13 protein-coding genes are annotated in these 15218 nt (G+C 65.9%); 12 read left to right on the plus strand and 1 reads right to left on the minus strand.

The features are described 5' to 3' along the window. Positions 1–93 precede the first annotated feature (93 nt). From cbiE to ACK2SD_RS21630, 3 genes are read left to right on the plus strand one after another with little or no spacing between them, the layout of a single operon-like run. Entirely contained in the window at positions 94–1305 is a 1212-nt protein-coding gene (gene cbiE / locus ACK2SD_RS21620; protein ID WP_412460807.1) for a precorrin-6y C5,15-methyltransferase (decarboxylating) subunit CbiE, read from the plus strand. Further along, positions 1298–2392 carry a cobalt-precorrin-5B (C(1))-methyltransferase gene (locus tag ACK2SD_RS21625; RefSeq protein WP_412460808.1) on the plus strand — a complete coding sequence of 365 codons (1095 nt, stop codon included), beginning with the start codon at positions 1298–1300 and terminating at the stop codon, positions 2390–2392. The genes cbiE and ACK2SD_RS21625 overlap by 8 nt, the downstream gene beginning before the upstream one ends. Beyond that, a complete protein-coding gene (locus tag ACK2SD_RS21630) occupies positions 2389–3108 on the plus strand; it encodes a cobalt-precorrin-6A reductase (RefSeq protein ID WP_412460809.1) in 720 nt (239 codons plus the stop codon). The genes ACK2SD_RS21625 and ACK2SD_RS21630 overlap by 4 nt, the downstream gene beginning before the upstream one ends. A gap of 27 nt (positions 3109–3135) precedes the next feature. Here the strand turns inward: ACK2SD_RS21630 and ACK2SD_RS21635 are convergent, their stop codons facing one another. Continuing rightward, entirely contained in the window at positions 3136–3591 is a 456-nt protein-coding gene (locus ACK2SD_RS21635; RefSeq protein WP_304485283.1) for an REP-associated tyrosine transposase, read from the minus strand. A gap of 2124 nt (positions 3592–5715) precedes the next feature. Between ACK2SD_RS21635 and ACK2SD_RS21640 the strand changes: the two genes are divergently transcribed. The 9 genes from ACK2SD_RS21640 (at position 5716) to urtA (ending at position 15123) form a co-directional block, all read left to right on the plus strand. After that, positions 5716–6153, plus strand: coding sequence for an NfeD family protein (locus ACK2SD_RS21640; RefSeq protein WP_029613677.1), 438 nt, complete (start codon positions 5716–5718; stop codon positions 6151–6153). A 24-nt stretch (positions 6154–6177) separates the two neighbouring features. Beyond that, positions 6178–7032, plus strand: a complete 855-nt coding sequence (locus ACK2SD_RS21645; protein WP_039582922.1) for an SPFH domain-containing protein — start codon at positions 6178–6180, stop codon at positions 7030–7032. Positions 7033–7128: 96 nt separating this feature from the next. Continuing rightward, positions 7129–7515 carry a DUF2946 domain-containing protein gene (locus ACK2SD_RS21650; RefSeq protein ID WP_039582921.1) on the plus strand — a complete coding sequence of 129 codons (387 nt, stop codon included), beginning with the start codon at positions 7129–7131 and terminating at the stop codon, positions 7513–7515. Between the two features lie 45 nt (positions 7516–7560). Further along, entirely contained in the window at positions 7561–8043 is a 483-nt protein-coding gene (locus ACK2SD_RS21655) for a copper chaperone PCu(A)C (protein ID WP_412460810.1), read from the plus strand. Positions 8044–8062: 19 nt separating this feature from the next. Continuing rightward, on the plus strand, positions 8063–8494 hold the full coding sequence (locus ACK2SD_RS21660; RefSeq protein ID WP_412460811.1) for a DUF2946 domain-containing protein: 432 nt from the start codon (positions 8063–8065) through the stop codon (positions 8492–8494). Between the two features lie 64 nt (positions 8495–8558). After that, complete coding sequence (locus tag ACK2SD_RS21665; RefSeq protein ID WP_412460812.1) at positions 8559–10613, plus strand: TonB-dependent copper receptor; 2055 nt, start codon at positions 8559–8561, stop codon at positions 10611–10613. A gap of 70 nt (positions 10614–10683) precedes the next feature. Further along, a complete protein-coding gene (locus tag ACK2SD_RS21670; protein ID WP_412460813.1) occupies positions 10684–12051 on the plus strand; it encodes a PepSY-associated TM helix domain-containing protein in 1368 nt (455 codons plus the stop codon). 198 nt (positions 12052–12249) lie between these two features. Then, on the plus strand, positions 12250–13656 hold the full coding sequence (cycA, locus tag ACK2SD_RS21675; RefSeq protein ID WP_412460814.1) for a D-serine/D-alanine/glycine transporter: 1407 nt from the start codon (positions 12250–12252) through the stop codon (positions 13654–13656). 201 nt (positions 13657–13857) lie between these two features. Next, a complete protein-coding gene (urtA, locus tag ACK2SD_RS21680; protein ID WP_295481553.1) occupies positions 13858–15123 on the plus strand; it encodes an urea ABC transporter substrate-binding protein in 1266 nt (421 codons plus the stop codon). The last annotated feature ends 95 nt before the right edge of the window (positions 15124–15218 follow it).

The following is a 15218-nucleotide window of genomic DNA, read 5'->3' on the forward strand; positions in this document are numbered from 1 at the left end:
GCTTTGTCCGGCGGCATGAAAAGCCGGTGGTCGAGCCGGTCGTGGAAATCGCGCTGACGCTGATCGTGCCCCTCAACCCAACGGAAGCATCACATGGCCCCCTGGCTGACAGTAGTAGGCATCGGCGAAGACGGTTTCAGCGGCCTGGGTAAACAGGCCCGGCGCGCACTGCTGGGCGCACCGACGATCTTCGGCAGCCCGCGCCAGTTGGCGTTGCTGCCGCGCTGCGTGGTCGGCCAGCGCCAGCCCTGGCCCAGCCCGTTCTCCCTGGCGCCGGTGCTGGCCCGGCGCGGCGAGCCGGTGTGCGTGCTGGCCAGCGGCGACCCGATGTTCTACGGCGTCGGCGCGAGCCTGGCGCGCCAGGTGCCGGCCGAGCAGATGCAGGTGCTGTCGATGCCCTCCTCCTGCGCCCTGGCCGCCGCGCGCCTGGGCTGGCCTTTGCAGGAGGTGCAGGTGGTCTCGGGGGTGGCGCGGCCACTGGCGGCGCTCAATGCCCACCTCTACAGCGGCGTGCGCCTGCTGGTGCTGAGCAATGACGGCGACAGCCCGACCGCCATCGCCCGGTTGCTCTGCGAACGCGGTTTCGGCCCCAGTCGCCTGCAGGTGTTCGAGCACTTGGGCGGGGCGGCCGAACGCTGCCTGAGCGGCACCGCCGACGCGTGGCCAGCGGGCAGCAGCGCCGCGCTCAACCTGGTCGCCATCGACTGCCAGGCCGCGCCCGACACGCCGCGCTTGTCACCGGTCAGCGGTCTGCCCGACAGTGCCTTTCGCCACGACGGTCAGTTGACCAAGCGCGACGTGCGCGCCATCACCCTGGCGCGTCTGGCGCCGCAGCCGGGTGAGCTGTTGTGGGATGTCGGTGCCGGCTGTGGCTCGATCGGCATCGAATGGATGCGCGCCCACCCCAGTTGCCGCGCCCTGGCCATCGAGGCCGACGAAGGCCGACAGGGCTTCATCGAATTCAACCGCGACCAGCTCGGCGTGCCGGGTCTGCAACTGATTCGTGGCAAGGCGCCGCAGGCCCTGGCCGCGCTGGAGCGCCCCGATGCCATCTTCATTGGCGGCGGTGTCACGGGCGAGGGCGTACTGCCGGTGTGCTGGGAGCGCCTGCGCCCCGGCGGGCGGCTGGTGGCCAATGCCGTGACCTTGCAGAGCGAGCTGGCCCTGGCGCAGTTCCGCGAAGCGCACGGCGGCGAGTTGACCCGCCTGCATGTGGCCCAGGCCCAGGCCCTGGGCAGCTTCGACACCTGGCGCCAAGCCCTGCCGATTACCCTGCTCGAGGTGGTCAAGCCCGTCGATGCGTGAAGAAACCCGTGAAGAACCGGCGCCGCTGCGCAGCGGCCTGACCACCGGTAGCTGCGCCACGGCCACCAGCTTGGCGGCGGCGCGCCTGTTGCTGACCGGCCAGACCAGCGATGCGGTACAGATCACCCTGCCCAAGGGCAAGCAGGTGCAGATGCGCCTGGAATTCTGCCGGCGCGATGCCGAGCGCGCCGAAGCCGGCACCCTGAAAGATGCCGGCGACGACCCGGACGTGACCCATGGCGCCCTGCTCTACAGCCAGGTGCGGCTGATCGAACAGCCCGGCGTGCGCTTCGTCGCCGGCGAGGGCGTGGGCACCGTCACCCGCCCCGGCCTGGTGCTGGCGGTGGGCGAGCCGGCGATCAACCCGGTGCCGCGGCGGATGATCGGCGAACACCTGCAACAGTTGGCCGAGGCCTGCGCCTATGCCGGTGGGTTCGAGGTCACGGTCAACGTGCAGGGTGGCGCGGCGCTGGCGCTCAAGACCATGAACCCGCGCCTGGGCATCCTGGGCGGGCTGTCGATCCTGGGCACCAGCGGCATCGTCCGGCCGTTTTCCTGCGCGGCCTACATCGCCTCGATCCACCAGGGCATCGATGTCGCCCACAGCAACGGCTGCACGCACATCGCCGCATGCACGGGCAACGCCAGCGAGGACACCATGCGGCGGATCTACGGCCTGCCGGAAATGGCCTTGATCGAGATGGGCGACTTCGTCGGCGCGGTGCTCAAGCATGTGCGCAAAGTGCCAGTGGCACGCCTGACCCTGTGCGGCGGCTTCGGCAAGATCAGCAAGCTCGCCGCCGGGCACATGGACCTGCACAGCCGCCACTCGAGCATCGACCTGCCGCAGTTGGCCGGCTGGGCAGCGGACATCGGCGCGCCCGCCGCGCTGCAAGACGCCATCGTCGCCGCCAACACCAGCCAGCAGGCGCTGGCGCTGGCCCATGCGGCGGGTGTCGCCCTGGGCGATGCGGTCTGCGCCCACGCCCTGGCGTTCGCCCGCAGCGTGGTGCCGACGCAGGTGCAGGTGGAGGTGTTCGCCATCGACCGCCAGGGCGGTGTGGTCGGCACGGCAGGTGTGCAATGAGCGAGCGTATTCTTTTGCTCGGCGGCATCACCGAGGCCCTGGCCATCGCCAGGCGCCTGGGCCCGCAGCACGTCTACAGCCTGGCCGGCATCGGTCGTGTGCCCGATGACCTGACCTGCCAGGTGCGCGTGGGCGGCTATGGCGGCGCCGAAGGGCTGGCGGCGTACCTGAAAGCCGAACGCATCAGCCTGCTGATCGACGCCACCCACCCTTATGCCGCGCAGATCAGCGCCAACGCGGCACGCGCCGCGCAGGCGGCCGGGGTGACCTGCTGGGCGCTGCGGCGTCCGGCGTGGCAGGCTCAGCCGGGAGACGACTGGCGTGAGGTGGCCGACTGGGCAGCGCTGATCGACGCCCTGGCGCCGTTTCAGCGACCCCTGTTCACCCTCGGGCGCGAGCCGCTGCAACATTTGCAGGCCATTCCGCCGCAGCAGTTCTGGACCCTGCGCGCCCTGGAAGCCTGTCCGGGCAACGCGCGCTGCGAAGTGATCGGCGCACGCGGGCCGTTTCACCTGGAAGACGAGCGGGCGCTGTTCGCACGACGGCAGATCGACGTGCTGGTCAGCAAGAACAGCGGCAGCGCTGCCACCGAGCCGAAACTGCAAGTGGCCCGCGAGCGCGGGGTGCCGGTCCTGGTGCTCAAGCGCCCGCCGCTGCCGACAGTGGATCGACTGTTCGAGTCGGTGGCGGCGCTGAGTGAGGCGTTGGGGTTGTGAAGCCTGGGCAGGTGAGTACTGCCGGGCTCACAACCACACGCAATCCCAATGCGGATAATCACCCGCTTGCCTGACCAGCCCTGCTCGGAGCGGGTTGGCAACGATGTAGCGAGCGACAGCCCTGAGGTCGTCTTCACGACGCAGCGCTCGATCATGGAAGCCTGGCTGCCAGATGGGCCTACGTGGGGCCCCTGCCCGATACAGTGCGCAACTGCTGCGGGACTTGAAGCGGCACATGAGTGTGTCGAGTTTCACATTGCCCAACTCGATCAACCAATGCAGGTGATCAGGCATCAGCACCCAGGCCAGCGAGCGGCAGGCCTGCTCTTGGTCAGAATGTCTCAATTGAGAAATGACCGTCCGGGCGAGCGGGAAGGCGTCGAAAAGAGCAAGCCGATTGCGGGTGGTGGTAGTCAGCAGATAGAAACGGCCTGGCTCGGAAAAGCGGCCTCGTCGTAGCCGATGGGAACTGGGACGGTCCATGTCGCGCTCCTGTGGAAGGTGTGTTCGACGATAGACGCGGTGCGCCTGAGCGGTTGGATTGCAGTGTTGCTTCGTATGACAACCATGATCTGGTTGGCCTGGGGGGCTCTCACCTACCACCGACCCGTGGTCTTGCTCAACTTCTTGGAGTCTGCACGCCCTCGTGGGAGCGGCCTTGCGTCGCGATTGGACCGCGTAGCGGTCCCAGGTTTTCAGCTTCGCCGCTGCCATTGCCGGGACCGCTTTGCGGTCCAATCGCGACACAAGGCCGCTCCCACAAAAAGACGCGCTGGATTCTGGAAGTCATGCGCTGTAGATGAACAACAAACGCATGATTACCCGGTTCCGCATGCCGCGCCGAGGAAATAAAGCGAGCGCAATCTCGGTGGGGGCCAACTGTCTTTCACCTACCACCGACCCGCGGTTTTGCTCAACTTCATTGGAGTCTGCACGCCCTCGTGGGAGCGGCCTTGCGTCGCGATTGGACCGCGTAGCGGTCCCAGGTTTTCAGCTTCGCCGCTGCCATTGCCGGGACCGCTGTGCGGTCCAATCGCGACACAAGGCCGCTCCCACAAAAAGACGCGCTGGATTCTGGAAGTCATGCGCTGTAGATGAACAACAAACGCATGATTACCCGGTTCCGCATGCCGCGCCGAGGAAATAAAGCGAGCGCAATCTCGGTGGGAGCCAACTGTCTTTCACCTACCACCGACCCGCGGTTTTGCTCAACTTCATTGGAGTCTGCACGCCCGCGTGGGAGCGGCCTTGTGTCGCGATTGGACCGCGTAGCGGTCCCAGGTTTTCAGCTTCGCCGCTGCCATTGCCTGGACCGCTTTGCGGTCCAATCGCGACACAAGGCCGCTCCCACAAAAAGACGCGCTGGATTCTGGAAATCATGCGCTGTAGATGAACAACAAACGCATGATTACCCGGTTCCGCATGCCGCGCCGAGGAAATAAAGCGAGCGCAATCTCGGTGGGAGCCAACTGTCTTTCACCTACCACCGACCCGCGGTTTTGCTCAACTTCATTGGAGTCTGCACGCCCGCGTGGGAGCGGCCTTGTGTCGCGATTGGGACCTTGCAACGGTCCCAGGTTTTCAGCTTCGCCGCTGCCATTGCCGGGACCGCTTTGCGGTCCAATCGCGACACAAGGCCGCTCCCACAAAAAGACGCGCTGGATTCTGGAAATCATGCGCTGCAGATGAGTAACAAACGCATGATTACCCGGTTCCGCATGCCGCGCCGAGGAAATAAAGCGAGCGCAATCTCGGTGGGAGCCAACTGTCTTTCACCTACCACCGACCCGCGGTTTTGCTCAACTTCACTGGAGTCTGCACGCCCTCGTGGGAGCGGCCTTGCGTCGCGATTGGACCGCGTAGCGGTCCCAGGTTTTCAGCTTCGCCGCTGCCATTGCCGGGACCGCTGTGCGGTCCAATCGCGACACAAGGCCGCTCCCACAAAAAGACGCGCTGGATTCTGGAAATCATGCGCTGTAGATGAACAACAAACGCATGGTTACCCGGTTCCGCATGCCGTGCCGAGGAAATAAAGCGAGCGCAATCTCGGTGGGAGCCAACTGTCTTTCACCTACCACCGACCCGCGGTTTTGCTCAAATTCATTGGCGTCTGCACGCCCTCGTGGGAGCGGCCTTGTGTCGCGATTGGACCGCGTAGCGGTCCCAGGTTTTCAGCTTCGCCGCTGCCATTGCCGGGACCGCTGTGCGGTCCAATCGCGACACAAGGCCGCTCCCACAAAAAGACGCGCTGGATTCTGGAAATCATGCGCTGCAGATGAGTAACAAACGCATGATTACCCGGTTCCGCATGCCGTGCCGAGGAAATAAAGCGAGCGCAATCTCGGTGGGGGCCAACTGTCTTTCACCTACCACCGACCCGTGGTCTTGCTCAACTTCTTGGAGTCTGCACGCCCGCGTGGGCCTTGCGTCGCGATTGGGCCGCACAGCGGCCCCATGATCCCGAGCGCTGCACACCTGCAGGACGCCAAACGGCGACCCCAACACGCCAGCTCACCGCCGCCCTCACCACTGCCAAAGCTCAGGCACAAGACAGTCGCTGCCCCCTGCCGTAAACTTCAGCCTCCCTCACCGCAAGGCCCTGCCCATATGGAAATGCAATGGTGGATCTGGCTCGTCTTCGGCATCGCGCTGATCCTGCTGGAACTGGTGCTGCCGACCTTCTTCATTCTCTGGTTCGGCATCGGCGCCGTGCTGGTGGCGTTGATCGCCCTGGTCGCGCCGGCCCTGCAACTGGACATGCAAGTGCTGCTGTGGGTGGCGTTGTCCTCCGTCACCACGCTGCTGTGGTTCAAGGTGTTTCGCAACAAGAAGCCTGACCTGCGCTGGACCGCCGACAGCGTGATCGGCGAAGTCGGCCTGCTCACCGCCAGCGTGTCGCAGTTCCAGAAAGGCCGTGTGCGTTTTCAGAAGCCCGTGCTGGGCAACGAAGAATGGACCTGCATCGCCGACAGCGACATCGCCGCTGGCGAGCGTGTGCGCCTGAGCGCCATCGAAGGCAACATCGTGCGGGTGACCCGCCCTTGAACCTCTACTGAAAGGAAGCTAGCAATGACCAGCCTCATCGTCGTCGGCGCCATCGCGCTGTTCGTGTTGATCACCGTGTTCAAGGGCGTGCGCATCGTCCCCCAGGGCGAGGAGTGGATCGTCGAGCGTCTGGGTCGCTACCACAGCACCCTCAAGCCCGGCTTGAACATCCTCGTCCCGTACATGGACGTGGTCGCCTATCGCCTGCCGACCAAGGACATCATCCTCGACGTGCAGCAGCAGGAAATCATCACCCGCGACAACGCGGTGATCGTCGCCAATGCCCTGTGCTTCGCCAAAGTGGTGGACCCGCAGAAAGCCTCCTATGGCGTGCAGAATTTCTCCTTCGCCGTCACCAGCCTGACCATGACCTCGCTGCGCGCCATCGTCGGCGCCATGGACCTGGACGAAGCGCTGTCCAGCCGCGAGCAGATCAAGGCACGCCTGCGCGAGGCGATGTCCGAGCAGACCGAAGACTGGGGCGTGACCGTGCGCTCGGTGGAGATCCAGGACATCAAGCCCTCGGAGAACATGCAGAAGGCCATGGAACGCCAGGCCGCCGCCGAGCGTGAGCGCAAGGCCGACGTGACCCGCGCCGAAGGTGCCAAACAGGCGGCGATCCTCGAAGCCGAGGCACGCCTGCAGGCCGCCCGCCTCGATGCCGAAGCACAGATCAGCCTGGCCGAAGCCTCGGCGCGGGCGATCTCGCTGGTGCGCGATGCGGTGGGTAACGAAACCACCCCCGCCATGTACCTGCTGGGCGAGCGCTACATCGACGCCATGGATAACCTGGCCGGCAGCGACAATTCGAAGATCGTGGTGCTACCGGCGGACCTGCAGGAAACCGTGCGCGGGCTGCTGGGGCGCGGCAAGGTTTGACGGGGCGACTCGCCTCTGCGGCAGATCACCGCACCGGGGCGTTTTTCCCTATACTGCGCCGTACAATAGCCACCTGATTCCTGACCGGATCTTTCCATGACCCCACGTCGGCACATTGCCTGGATAGCCTGCCTTGCAGTGCTGTTCAACCTGCTGGCCATGCCGCTGTCTTCGGCCGCGCCCAAGGGTGCGGCCGAGCAGTTGCTGTGGGGTGCCTTCTGCTCCAGCGGGGCGAGCAAGGCCACGTTCGACGTACAGTCCCTGGCCAAGATCGATCTCGGCCAGCAGGACCAACACGCCGGCATGCAACACTGCTGGTGCTGTTCCGGCAGCGCTCCGGCGCTCGCCCTCACCGGCCACGCGCCGCACCTGCACAGCCCGCCCGGGCGCAGCTTCGCCCAGTCACCGCCACTGCCCGCGCACCAGCCGACGCCGCGCCAACTGTGGCCGGCGCTCAATCCGCGCGCCTCTCCCCTGGTCTGAGTTCACGACGCCGTCCCTGAACCTCGACAGACCGGAGAACATTCAATGCTCAAGCATGCCCTCGTCCTGGCCGCCCTGCTGCTGCCCGGCGCCTTCGCCAACGCCCACGAATACAGCGTGGGCGAACTGCATATCGCCCATCCCTGGTCGCTGCAACTACCGCCCAACGCCCCTAACGTCGCCGCCTACTTCGTCGTGCACAACAACGGCGCCAGCGACGATCGCCTGCTCGGCGCCGACAGCCCGATCAGCGACGACACCCAGTTGCACGAGCATGTGCAAACCACCACCGGCGCCATGAAGATGCAGCAGGTCAAGGGCGTCGAGGTGCCTGCGGGCAAGGACGTGGTGTTCGCCCCCAGCGCCTACCACGTCATGCTGATGCAGCCCAAGGACCGTAGCCTGCTCGAGGACGGCAAGCGCTTCCCGCTGACCCTGCACTTCGAGAAGGCCGGCGACGTCACCGTCCAGGTGGTGGTGCAGAAACAGCCGCCCGCCGAACAGGCTGGACACACCCACGCGCACTGACCGCTGATCGGCGCTGGCCATGAGCCTGTCGCGCACACGCACAGCCCGCAACACCCGCCCTGATCGCAGGCACGTCGGTGGCGGCTGGCTGAGCCTGTTCGCCATGTGGATGATCTTCATCGGGCCGCTGGTTTCCCAGTCGCTGCCGATGGATCACCACGCCGGCATGGCGATGGACATGAGCATGCCCATGGACATGCCCATGGCGCACGCCGAGCCGGCCGCGCAGGACCACTGCAACGACGGCCAGTTGCACGCCGACTGGGAACGCTGCGGCTATTGCAGCCTGCTGTTCAACTGCCCTGCCCTGCCCCAGACCCTCAGCCCGCTCAGTGCCGGCCGCCTGGCGCCGCCCACCCTGGGCGCCATTCCCACCCGCCAGGGCCATGCCCTGCATGCCGTGTTTCCCGGCGCGCGCAGCCGTGCGCCGCCCCTGTCGATCGTCGTCTGAACCCCCTTAATGCCCAAGGCCAGGTGGCCTTGCGCGTCTTCACGACTGATCGACTGGAATCATTATGTCCGGCTGCACCCGTACCCCTGCGCTACCGCGCACCCTCGCCCTGTTCTGCGGCTCGCTGCTCAGCCCTCTCGCGCTGGCCGTCGCCGCCGACCACTCGCACCCTGACGCACCCGAACTGAGCCCGACGGTGATCACTGCCGTGGCCCCCAGCTCGCCGCTGACCGTGGTCACCAACCCCAAGGATCCCCGCCAGCCGGTGCCGGCCAGCGACGGCGCCGACTACCTCAAGACCATCCCCGGCTTCTCCGCCATCCGCTCCGGCGGCACCAACGGCGACCCGGTGCTGCGCGGCATGTTCGGCTCGCGCCTGAACATCCTCACCAACGGCGGCGTGATGCTCGGCGCCTGCCCCAACCGCATGGACGCGCCGACCTCCTACATCTCCCCGGAAACCTACGACCGCCTGACCGTGATCAAAGGCCCGCAGAGCGTGATCTGGGGGCCTGGCGGCTCGGCCGGGACCATCCTCTTCGAGCGCGAGCCGGAAAAGTTCGGCACCCTCGGCAGCCGCGTCAATGCCAGCCTGCTGACCGGCTCCAACGGCCGCTTCGACAAGGTGCTCGACGCCGCCGCCGGCAACGATCAGGGCTACGCCCGCTTCGTCGGCAACCAGTCGCGCGCCGACGACTACCACGATGGCCACGGCGACACGGTGCCGTCGCGCTGGGACAAGTGGAATGGCGACGTCACCCTGGGCTGGACCCCGGACGCCGATACCCTGCTCGAACTCACCGCTGGCAAGGGCGATGGCGAGGCGCGCTATGCCGGCCGCGGTATGGACGGCTCGCAATTCAAGCGCGAAAGCCTGGGCCTGCGTTTCGAGAAGTCCAACCTGGGCGAGGTGCTGGACACGGTCGAGGCGCAGGTCTACTACAACTACGCCGACCACGTGATGGACAACTACAGCCTGCGTACCCCGTCCGGGCGCGGCATGATGGGCATGCCCATGGTCAGCAACGTCGACCGCCGCACCCTCGGCGCGCGCCTCAAGGCCACTTGGCGCTGGGCCGACGTGCAATTGATCAGCGGCCTCGACGCGCAGACCAACGAGCACCGCAAACGCGGCGGCATGGGCGTCGACGCCCACAAGGGCCAGCCCTGGACCAAGGACGCCGACTTCCACAACTACGGGGCGTTCAGCGAGCTGACCTGGTACGCCACCGGCGAAGACCGGCTGATCGCCGGCGCCCGCCTGGACCGTGCTTCGGCCCGCGATTTCCGCCAGACCAGCGCCACCGTCGGCGACACCCGCGCCGACACCCTGCCCAGCGGCTTCGTGCGCTACGAGCACGACCTCGCTGCAATCCCGGCCACCGCCTACATCGGCCTGGGCCACGCCCAACGCTTCCCCGACTACTGGGAGCTGTTCTCGCCCAAGCAGGGGCCCAACGGCGCGGTGAACGCCTTCGACGCCATCAAGCCGGAGAAGACCACCCAGCTCGACGTCGGCATCCAGTACAAGGATGAGCGCCTGGAGGCTTGGGCATCGGGCTATGTCGGACAGATCCGCGACTACATCCTGTTCGACTACCCCACCGGCATGATGGGCATGAGCAGCACCCAGGCGCAGAACATCGATGCACGCATCATGGGCGGCGAGCTGGGCGCCGCCTATGCGCTGACCGACAACTGGAAGGCCGACGCCACCCTGGCCTACGCCTGGGGCAAAAACAGCAGCGACGGCAAGGCGCTGCCGCAGATGCCACCGCTGGAAAGTCGCCTGGGCCTGACCTACAGTCGCGACGCCTGGAGCGTCGGCGGGCTGTGGCGGCTGGTGGCGGCGCAGAACCGCATCGCCCAGAACCAGGGCAACGTGGTCGGCAAGGACTACGAAAAGAGCGGCGGATTCGGCGTGTTCTCGCTCAACGGGGCCTACAAGGTCAACCGTAACCTCAAGCTCAGCGCCGGGGTCGACAACCTGTTCGACAAGACCTACGCCGAGCACCTGAACCTGGCCGGCAACGCCGGGTTCGGCTATCCGGCCGCCGATCCGCAGCCGGTCAACGAGCCGGGCAGAACCTTCTGGACCAAGGTCGATTTCAGCTTCTGACATAACAACAACGACATCGACCCCGCGGACGCGGCCAACACCGCGCCCGCGGGGGCGAACGGGAGATACCGTGAAACAACCGCAGCCTTCCTTCTACAACCTGGCCTGGCGTTGGCACTTCTACGCCGGGCTGTTCGTCGCACCGTTCATGATCCTGCTGGCGCTCACTGGGATCGTCTACCTGTTCAAGCCGCAGCTCGACCCCTGGATGTACCGCGACCTGATGGTGGTCGAGGCCGGCGCGCAGCGCCAGAGCGCCGACACCCTGCTGGCCAAAGTGCAGCAGGCCTATCCCCAGGGCCACATCGGCCAGTACCTGCCGCCGCTGAACGCCGAGCGCAGTGCGCAGTTCGTGGTGCACGACGGCGGCCGTGAGCTGAACGTGTTCGTCGATCCCTATCGCGCCGAAGTGCTGGGCGTCCAGGACGGCAAGCGCAACCTGCAAGCCATCGCCCGCGCCCTGCACGGCGAACTGATGATCGGCACCCTGGGCGACCGTCTGGTGGAACTGGCGGCGGGTTGGGGCATCGTGCTGGTGGTGTCCGGGCTGTACTTGTGGTGGCCGCGTGGACGCAGCGGCGCCGGCGTGCTGTGGCCACGCCTGACGGCGCGCGGGCGCCTGCTGTGGCGCGACCTGCATGCGGTCGTCGGCTTCTGGGGCTCGGCACTGCTGCTGTTCATGCTGCTCAGCGGCATGACCTGGACCGGCTTCTGGGGCAAGCAATACGCCGAGCTGTGGAACCGCTTTCCGGCGGCCATGTGGACTACGGTGCCCACCTCGGACCAACAGGCCGGTGCGCTCAACAACGCTCACCGCCAAACCGTGCCCTGGGCCCTGGAAAATACGCCGATGCCGGTGTCCGGTGCGCACGCCGAGCATAGGGGCCATCACACCGGCCACAGTGCCCCAGCGGCGCCGCAAATCGGTTTGCAGCAAGTCCAGGACCTGGCCGACGCGCGTGGCGTGACGCCCGGCTACAGCATCACTGCGCCGACCACCGCCGACGGCGTCTTCACCATCGCCGTATTCGCCGACGACCCGCGCTACGACGCCACCCTGCATGTGGACCAGTACACCGGCCAGGTGCTGGCCGACGTGCGCTGGCAGGACTACGGCACGGCGGCGCGCGCCACTGAGCTGGGGGTGATGCTGCATGAGGGGCGGATGTTCGGACCGGTGCACCAAGCGATCATCCTGCTGGTGTGCTTGATGATTCTGCTGGGCGCGGTCAGCGGGCTGGTCATGTGGTGGAAACGCAAACCCAGCGGCAGCCTGGGCGTACCACCGCTGCGCCATGACCTGCCACGCTGGAAGACCGCCGTGGGGGTGATGCTGGTGCTGGGCGTGGTCTTCCCATTGGTGGGAGTGTCGATGCTGGTGATGTGGGCGCTCGACAGCCTGGTGATCTGGCGGAGTCGGGTCGCGGTTCAGGCGTGAACAGCGATATGTTTTCGCGGGTGCAGCGGTGCAGGCGGGTTTACCTGGGAAAAGGGCAACGCTTGATGCCGGTCAGGTGATCGTCCTGTCTGCGCCGTCAAGATCGTGCCGATCTGCCACACCCGCGATCGGAACGCGACGTGATAGCCTAGCCGGCTTTCGCGCACAAAAAGACTGACCCTCAATGGAATGCAGCCTATGACCCAAACCTCCCCCGCCCCGACAGATGACCAGCATCTGCAACGCAACCTGACCAACCGCCACATCCAGCTCATCGCCATCGGCGGCGCCATCGGCACCGGCCTGTTCATGGGCTCGGGCAAGACCATCAGCCTGGCCGGCCCGTCGATCATCTTCGTCTACATGATCATCGGCTTCATGCTGTTCTTCGTCATGCGCGCCATGGGTGAGCTGCTGCTGTCGAACCTGAACTACAAATCGTTCATCGACTTTTCCGCCGATCTGCTCGGCCCCTGGGCCGGCTACTTCACTGGCTGGACCTACTGGTTCTGCTGGGTGGTCACCGGCATCGCCGACGTGGTCGCCATCGCCGCCTACACGCAATTCTGGTTCCCGGAGCTTCCCCAGTGGATACCGGCACTGACCTGCGTGGCGGTACTGCTGTCGCTGAACCTGGTCACGGTCAAGCTGTTCGGCGAGATGGAGTTCTGGTTCGCCCTGATCAAGATCATCGCCATCCTCGGCCTGGTCGCCACCGGCCTGTACATGGTGGTCACCGGTTTCACCTCGCCGAGCGGGCGCACCGCGCAACTGGCCAACCTGTGGAACGACGCCGGCATGTTCCCGCATGGGGTCATGGGCTTCTTCGCCGGCTTCCAGATCGCCGTGTTCGCCTTCGTCGGCATCGAGCTGGTGGGCACCACCGCCGCCGAAGCGAAGAACCCCGAGCGCACCTTGCCCCGGGCGATCAACTCCATCCCGATCCGCATCATCGTGTTCTACGTGCTGGCACTGATCGCGATCATGGCCGTGACCCCATGGCGCGACGTGGTGCCGGGCAAGAGCCCGTTCGTCGAGCTGTTCGTGCTGGCCGGCCTGCCGGCAGCGGCGAGCATCATCAACTTCGTGGTACTGACCTCGGCGGCGTCCTCGGCCAACAGCGGCGTGTTCTCCACCAGCCGCATGCTCTTTGGCCTGGCCCAGGAAGGCGACGCGCCGAAGGCGTTCGAGAAACTGTCGCGCCGCGCCGTCCCGGCCAACGGCCTGTACTTCTCCTGCACCTGCCTGCTGCTGGGCGCGGTGCTGATCTACCTGGTGCCGAACGTGATCGAAGCCTTCACCCTGGTGACCACGGTGTCGGCGGTGCTGTTCATGTTCGTCTGGACGCTGATCCTGCTGTCGTACCTGAGCTACCGCAAGCACCGTGAGCCCCTGCACCAGGCCTCGAAGTACAAGATGCCGGGCGGACGCTTCATGTGCTGCGTGTGCCTGGCGTTCTTCGCCTTCATTCTGGTGCTGCTGAGCCTGGAGGCCGATACCCGCTCGGCGCTGGTGGTCACGCCGCTGTGGTTCCTGATTCTGGCGGTGACTTACCAGTTCGTGCGCAGCAAGCGCCAGGCGCGCGGCGCCGTGCGTCGCGATTGACTGACGCGGGGCCGCCGTGCGGCCCCGATCACCCCGCCCCGGCCCCAACTCGGTGCAGCCCTCACCAGCGAGCACCAACCTCGCCCCCGCCTACGCCCCGCCCCGAAGCACAGCCCGTCTGCCGCGTGCCTTTGCGCACCACGGCACAGCCTTTGCAGTCTCCCCTGCGCCAACACCACAACAACGCAGCGGAGAGAGCACATGAAGCGTCGCAGTCTGATCAAGGCCTTTACCCTCAGCGCATCGCTCGCGGCCATGGGCCTGAGCTGGAGCCTCCAGGCCGCCGAGACCATCAAGGTCGGCATCCTGCATTCGCTGTCCGGCACCATGGCCATCTCCGAGACGTCGCTCAAGGACATGGCGCTGATGACCATCGACGAGATCAACGCCAAGGGCGGGGTCAACGGCAAGATGCTCGAACCTGTGGTGGTAGACCCCGCGTCCAACTGGCCGCTGTTCGCCGAGAAGAGCCGCCAGTTGCTGACCCAGGACAAGGTCGCGGTGGTATTCGGCTGCTGGACGTCGGTGTCGCGCAAATCCGTGCTGCCGGTGTTCGAGGAACTCAACGGGCTGCTGTTCTACCCGGTGCAGTACGAGGGTGAAGAGATGTCGCCAAACGTCTTCTACACCGGTGCGGCGCCTAACCAGCAAGCGATCCCAGCGGTTGAATATGTGATGAGCGAAGACGGCGGCAGCGCCAAGCGCTTCTTCCTGCTGGGCACCGACTACGTGTATCCGCGCACCACCAACAAGATCCTGCGCGCCTTCCTGCACAGCAAAGGCGTGGCCGACAAGGACATCGAAGAGGTGTACACCCCGTTTGGCCACGCCGATTACCAGACCATCGTCGCCAACATCAAGAAGTTCTCCGCTGGCGGCAAGACGGCCGTGATCTCCACGGTCAATGGCGACTCCAACGTGCCCTTCTACAAGGAACTGGCCAACCAGGGCCTGAAGGCCACCGATGTGCCGGTGGTGGCGTTCTCGGTGGGTGAAGAAGAGCTACGCGGCATCGACACCAAGCCGCTGGTGGGTCACCTGGCGGCCTGGAACTACTTCGAGTCGGTGGATAACCCGGTCAACCAGAAGTTCGTGGCTGACTGGAAGGCCTATGCCAAGGCCAAAGGCCTTCCCGGCGCCGACAAGGCGGTGACCAACGATCCGATGGAAGCCACCTACGTGGGCATCCACATGTGGGCGCAGGCAGCGGAAAAAGCCAAGTCCACCGATGTGGACAAGGTGCGCGAAGCGCTGGCCGGGCAGACCTTCCAGGCGCCGTCGGGCTTCACCCTGACCATGGACAAGACCAACCACCACCTGCACAAGCCGGTGATGATCGGCGAGATCCAGGACGACGGGCAGTTCAGCGTGGTCTGGGAGACCGAACAGCCACTGCGCGCGCAGCCTTGGAGCCCGTTCATTCCGGGCAACGACAAGCGGCCTGACTATGCGGTGAAAGGCAACTGAGTGCAGGGGGCCGCGCGGCGGCCCAATCGCGCGACGAGCCCGCCCCCACAACAGCCGCGTGCCCCCATCAACATGGGGTTACACAGCCCCTGTGG

It is taken from the genome of Pseudomonas sp. SC11 (assembly GCF_047039205.1).
GTDB lineage: Bacteria > Pseudomonadota > Gammaproteobacteria > Pseudomonadales > Pseudomonadaceae > Aquipseudomonas > Aquipseudomonas boreofloridensis.

What these genes read in the sequence shown, in the direction of transcription:
- ACK2SD_RS21630 (WP_412460809.1), top strand. Translation starts at nt 2,389, where the DNA reads ATGAGCGAGCGTATTCTTTTGCTCGGCGGCATCACCGAGGCCCTGGCC.
- cbiE (WP_412460807.1), top strand. Translation starts at nt 94, where the DNA reads ATGGCCCCCTGGCTGACAGTAGTAGGCATCGGCGAAGACGGTTTCAGC.
- ACK2SD_RS21665 (WP_412460812.1), top strand. Translation starts at nt 8,559, where the DNA reads ATGTCCGGCTGCACCCGTACCCCTGCGCTACCGCGCACCCTCGCCCTG.
- urtA (WP_295481553.1), top strand. Translation starts at nt 13,858, where the DNA reads ATGAAGCGTCGCAGTCTGATCAAGGCCTTTACCCTCAGCGCATCGCTC.
- ACK2SD_RS21645 (WP_039582922.1), top strand. Translation starts at nt 6,178, where the DNA reads ATGACCAGCCTCATCGTCGTCGGCGCCATCGCGCTGTTCGTGTTGATC.
- cycA (WP_412460814.1), top strand. Translation starts at nt 12,250, where the DNA reads ATGACCCAAACCTCCCCCGCCCCGACAGATGACCAGCATCTGCAACGC.
- ACK2SD_RS21650 (WP_039582921.1), top strand. Translation starts at nt 7,129, where the DNA reads ATGACCCCACGTCGGCACATTGCCTGGATAGCCTGCCTTGCAGTGCTG.
- ACK2SD_RS21660 (WP_412460811.1), top strand. Translation starts at nt 8,063, where the DNA reads ATGAGCCTGTCGCGCACACGCACAGCCCGCAACACCCGCCCTGATCGC.
- ACK2SD_RS21635 (WP_304485283.1), bottom strand. Translation starts at nt 3,591, where the DNA reads ATGGACCGTCCCAGTTCCCATCGGCTACGACGAGGCCGCTTTTCCGAG.
- ACK2SD_RS21625 (WP_412460808.1), top strand. Translation starts at nt 1,298, where the DNA reads ATGCGTGAAGAAACCCGTGAAGAACCGGCGCCGCTGCGCAGCGGCCTG.
- ACK2SD_RS21655 (WP_412460810.1), top strand. Translation starts at nt 7,561, where the DNA reads ATGCTCAAGCATGCCCTCGTCCTGGCCGCCCTGCTGCTGCCCGGCGCC.
- ACK2SD_RS21640 (WP_029613677.1), top strand. Translation starts at nt 5,716, where the DNA reads ATGGAAATGCAATGGTGGATCTGGCTCGTCTTCGGCATCGCGCTGATC.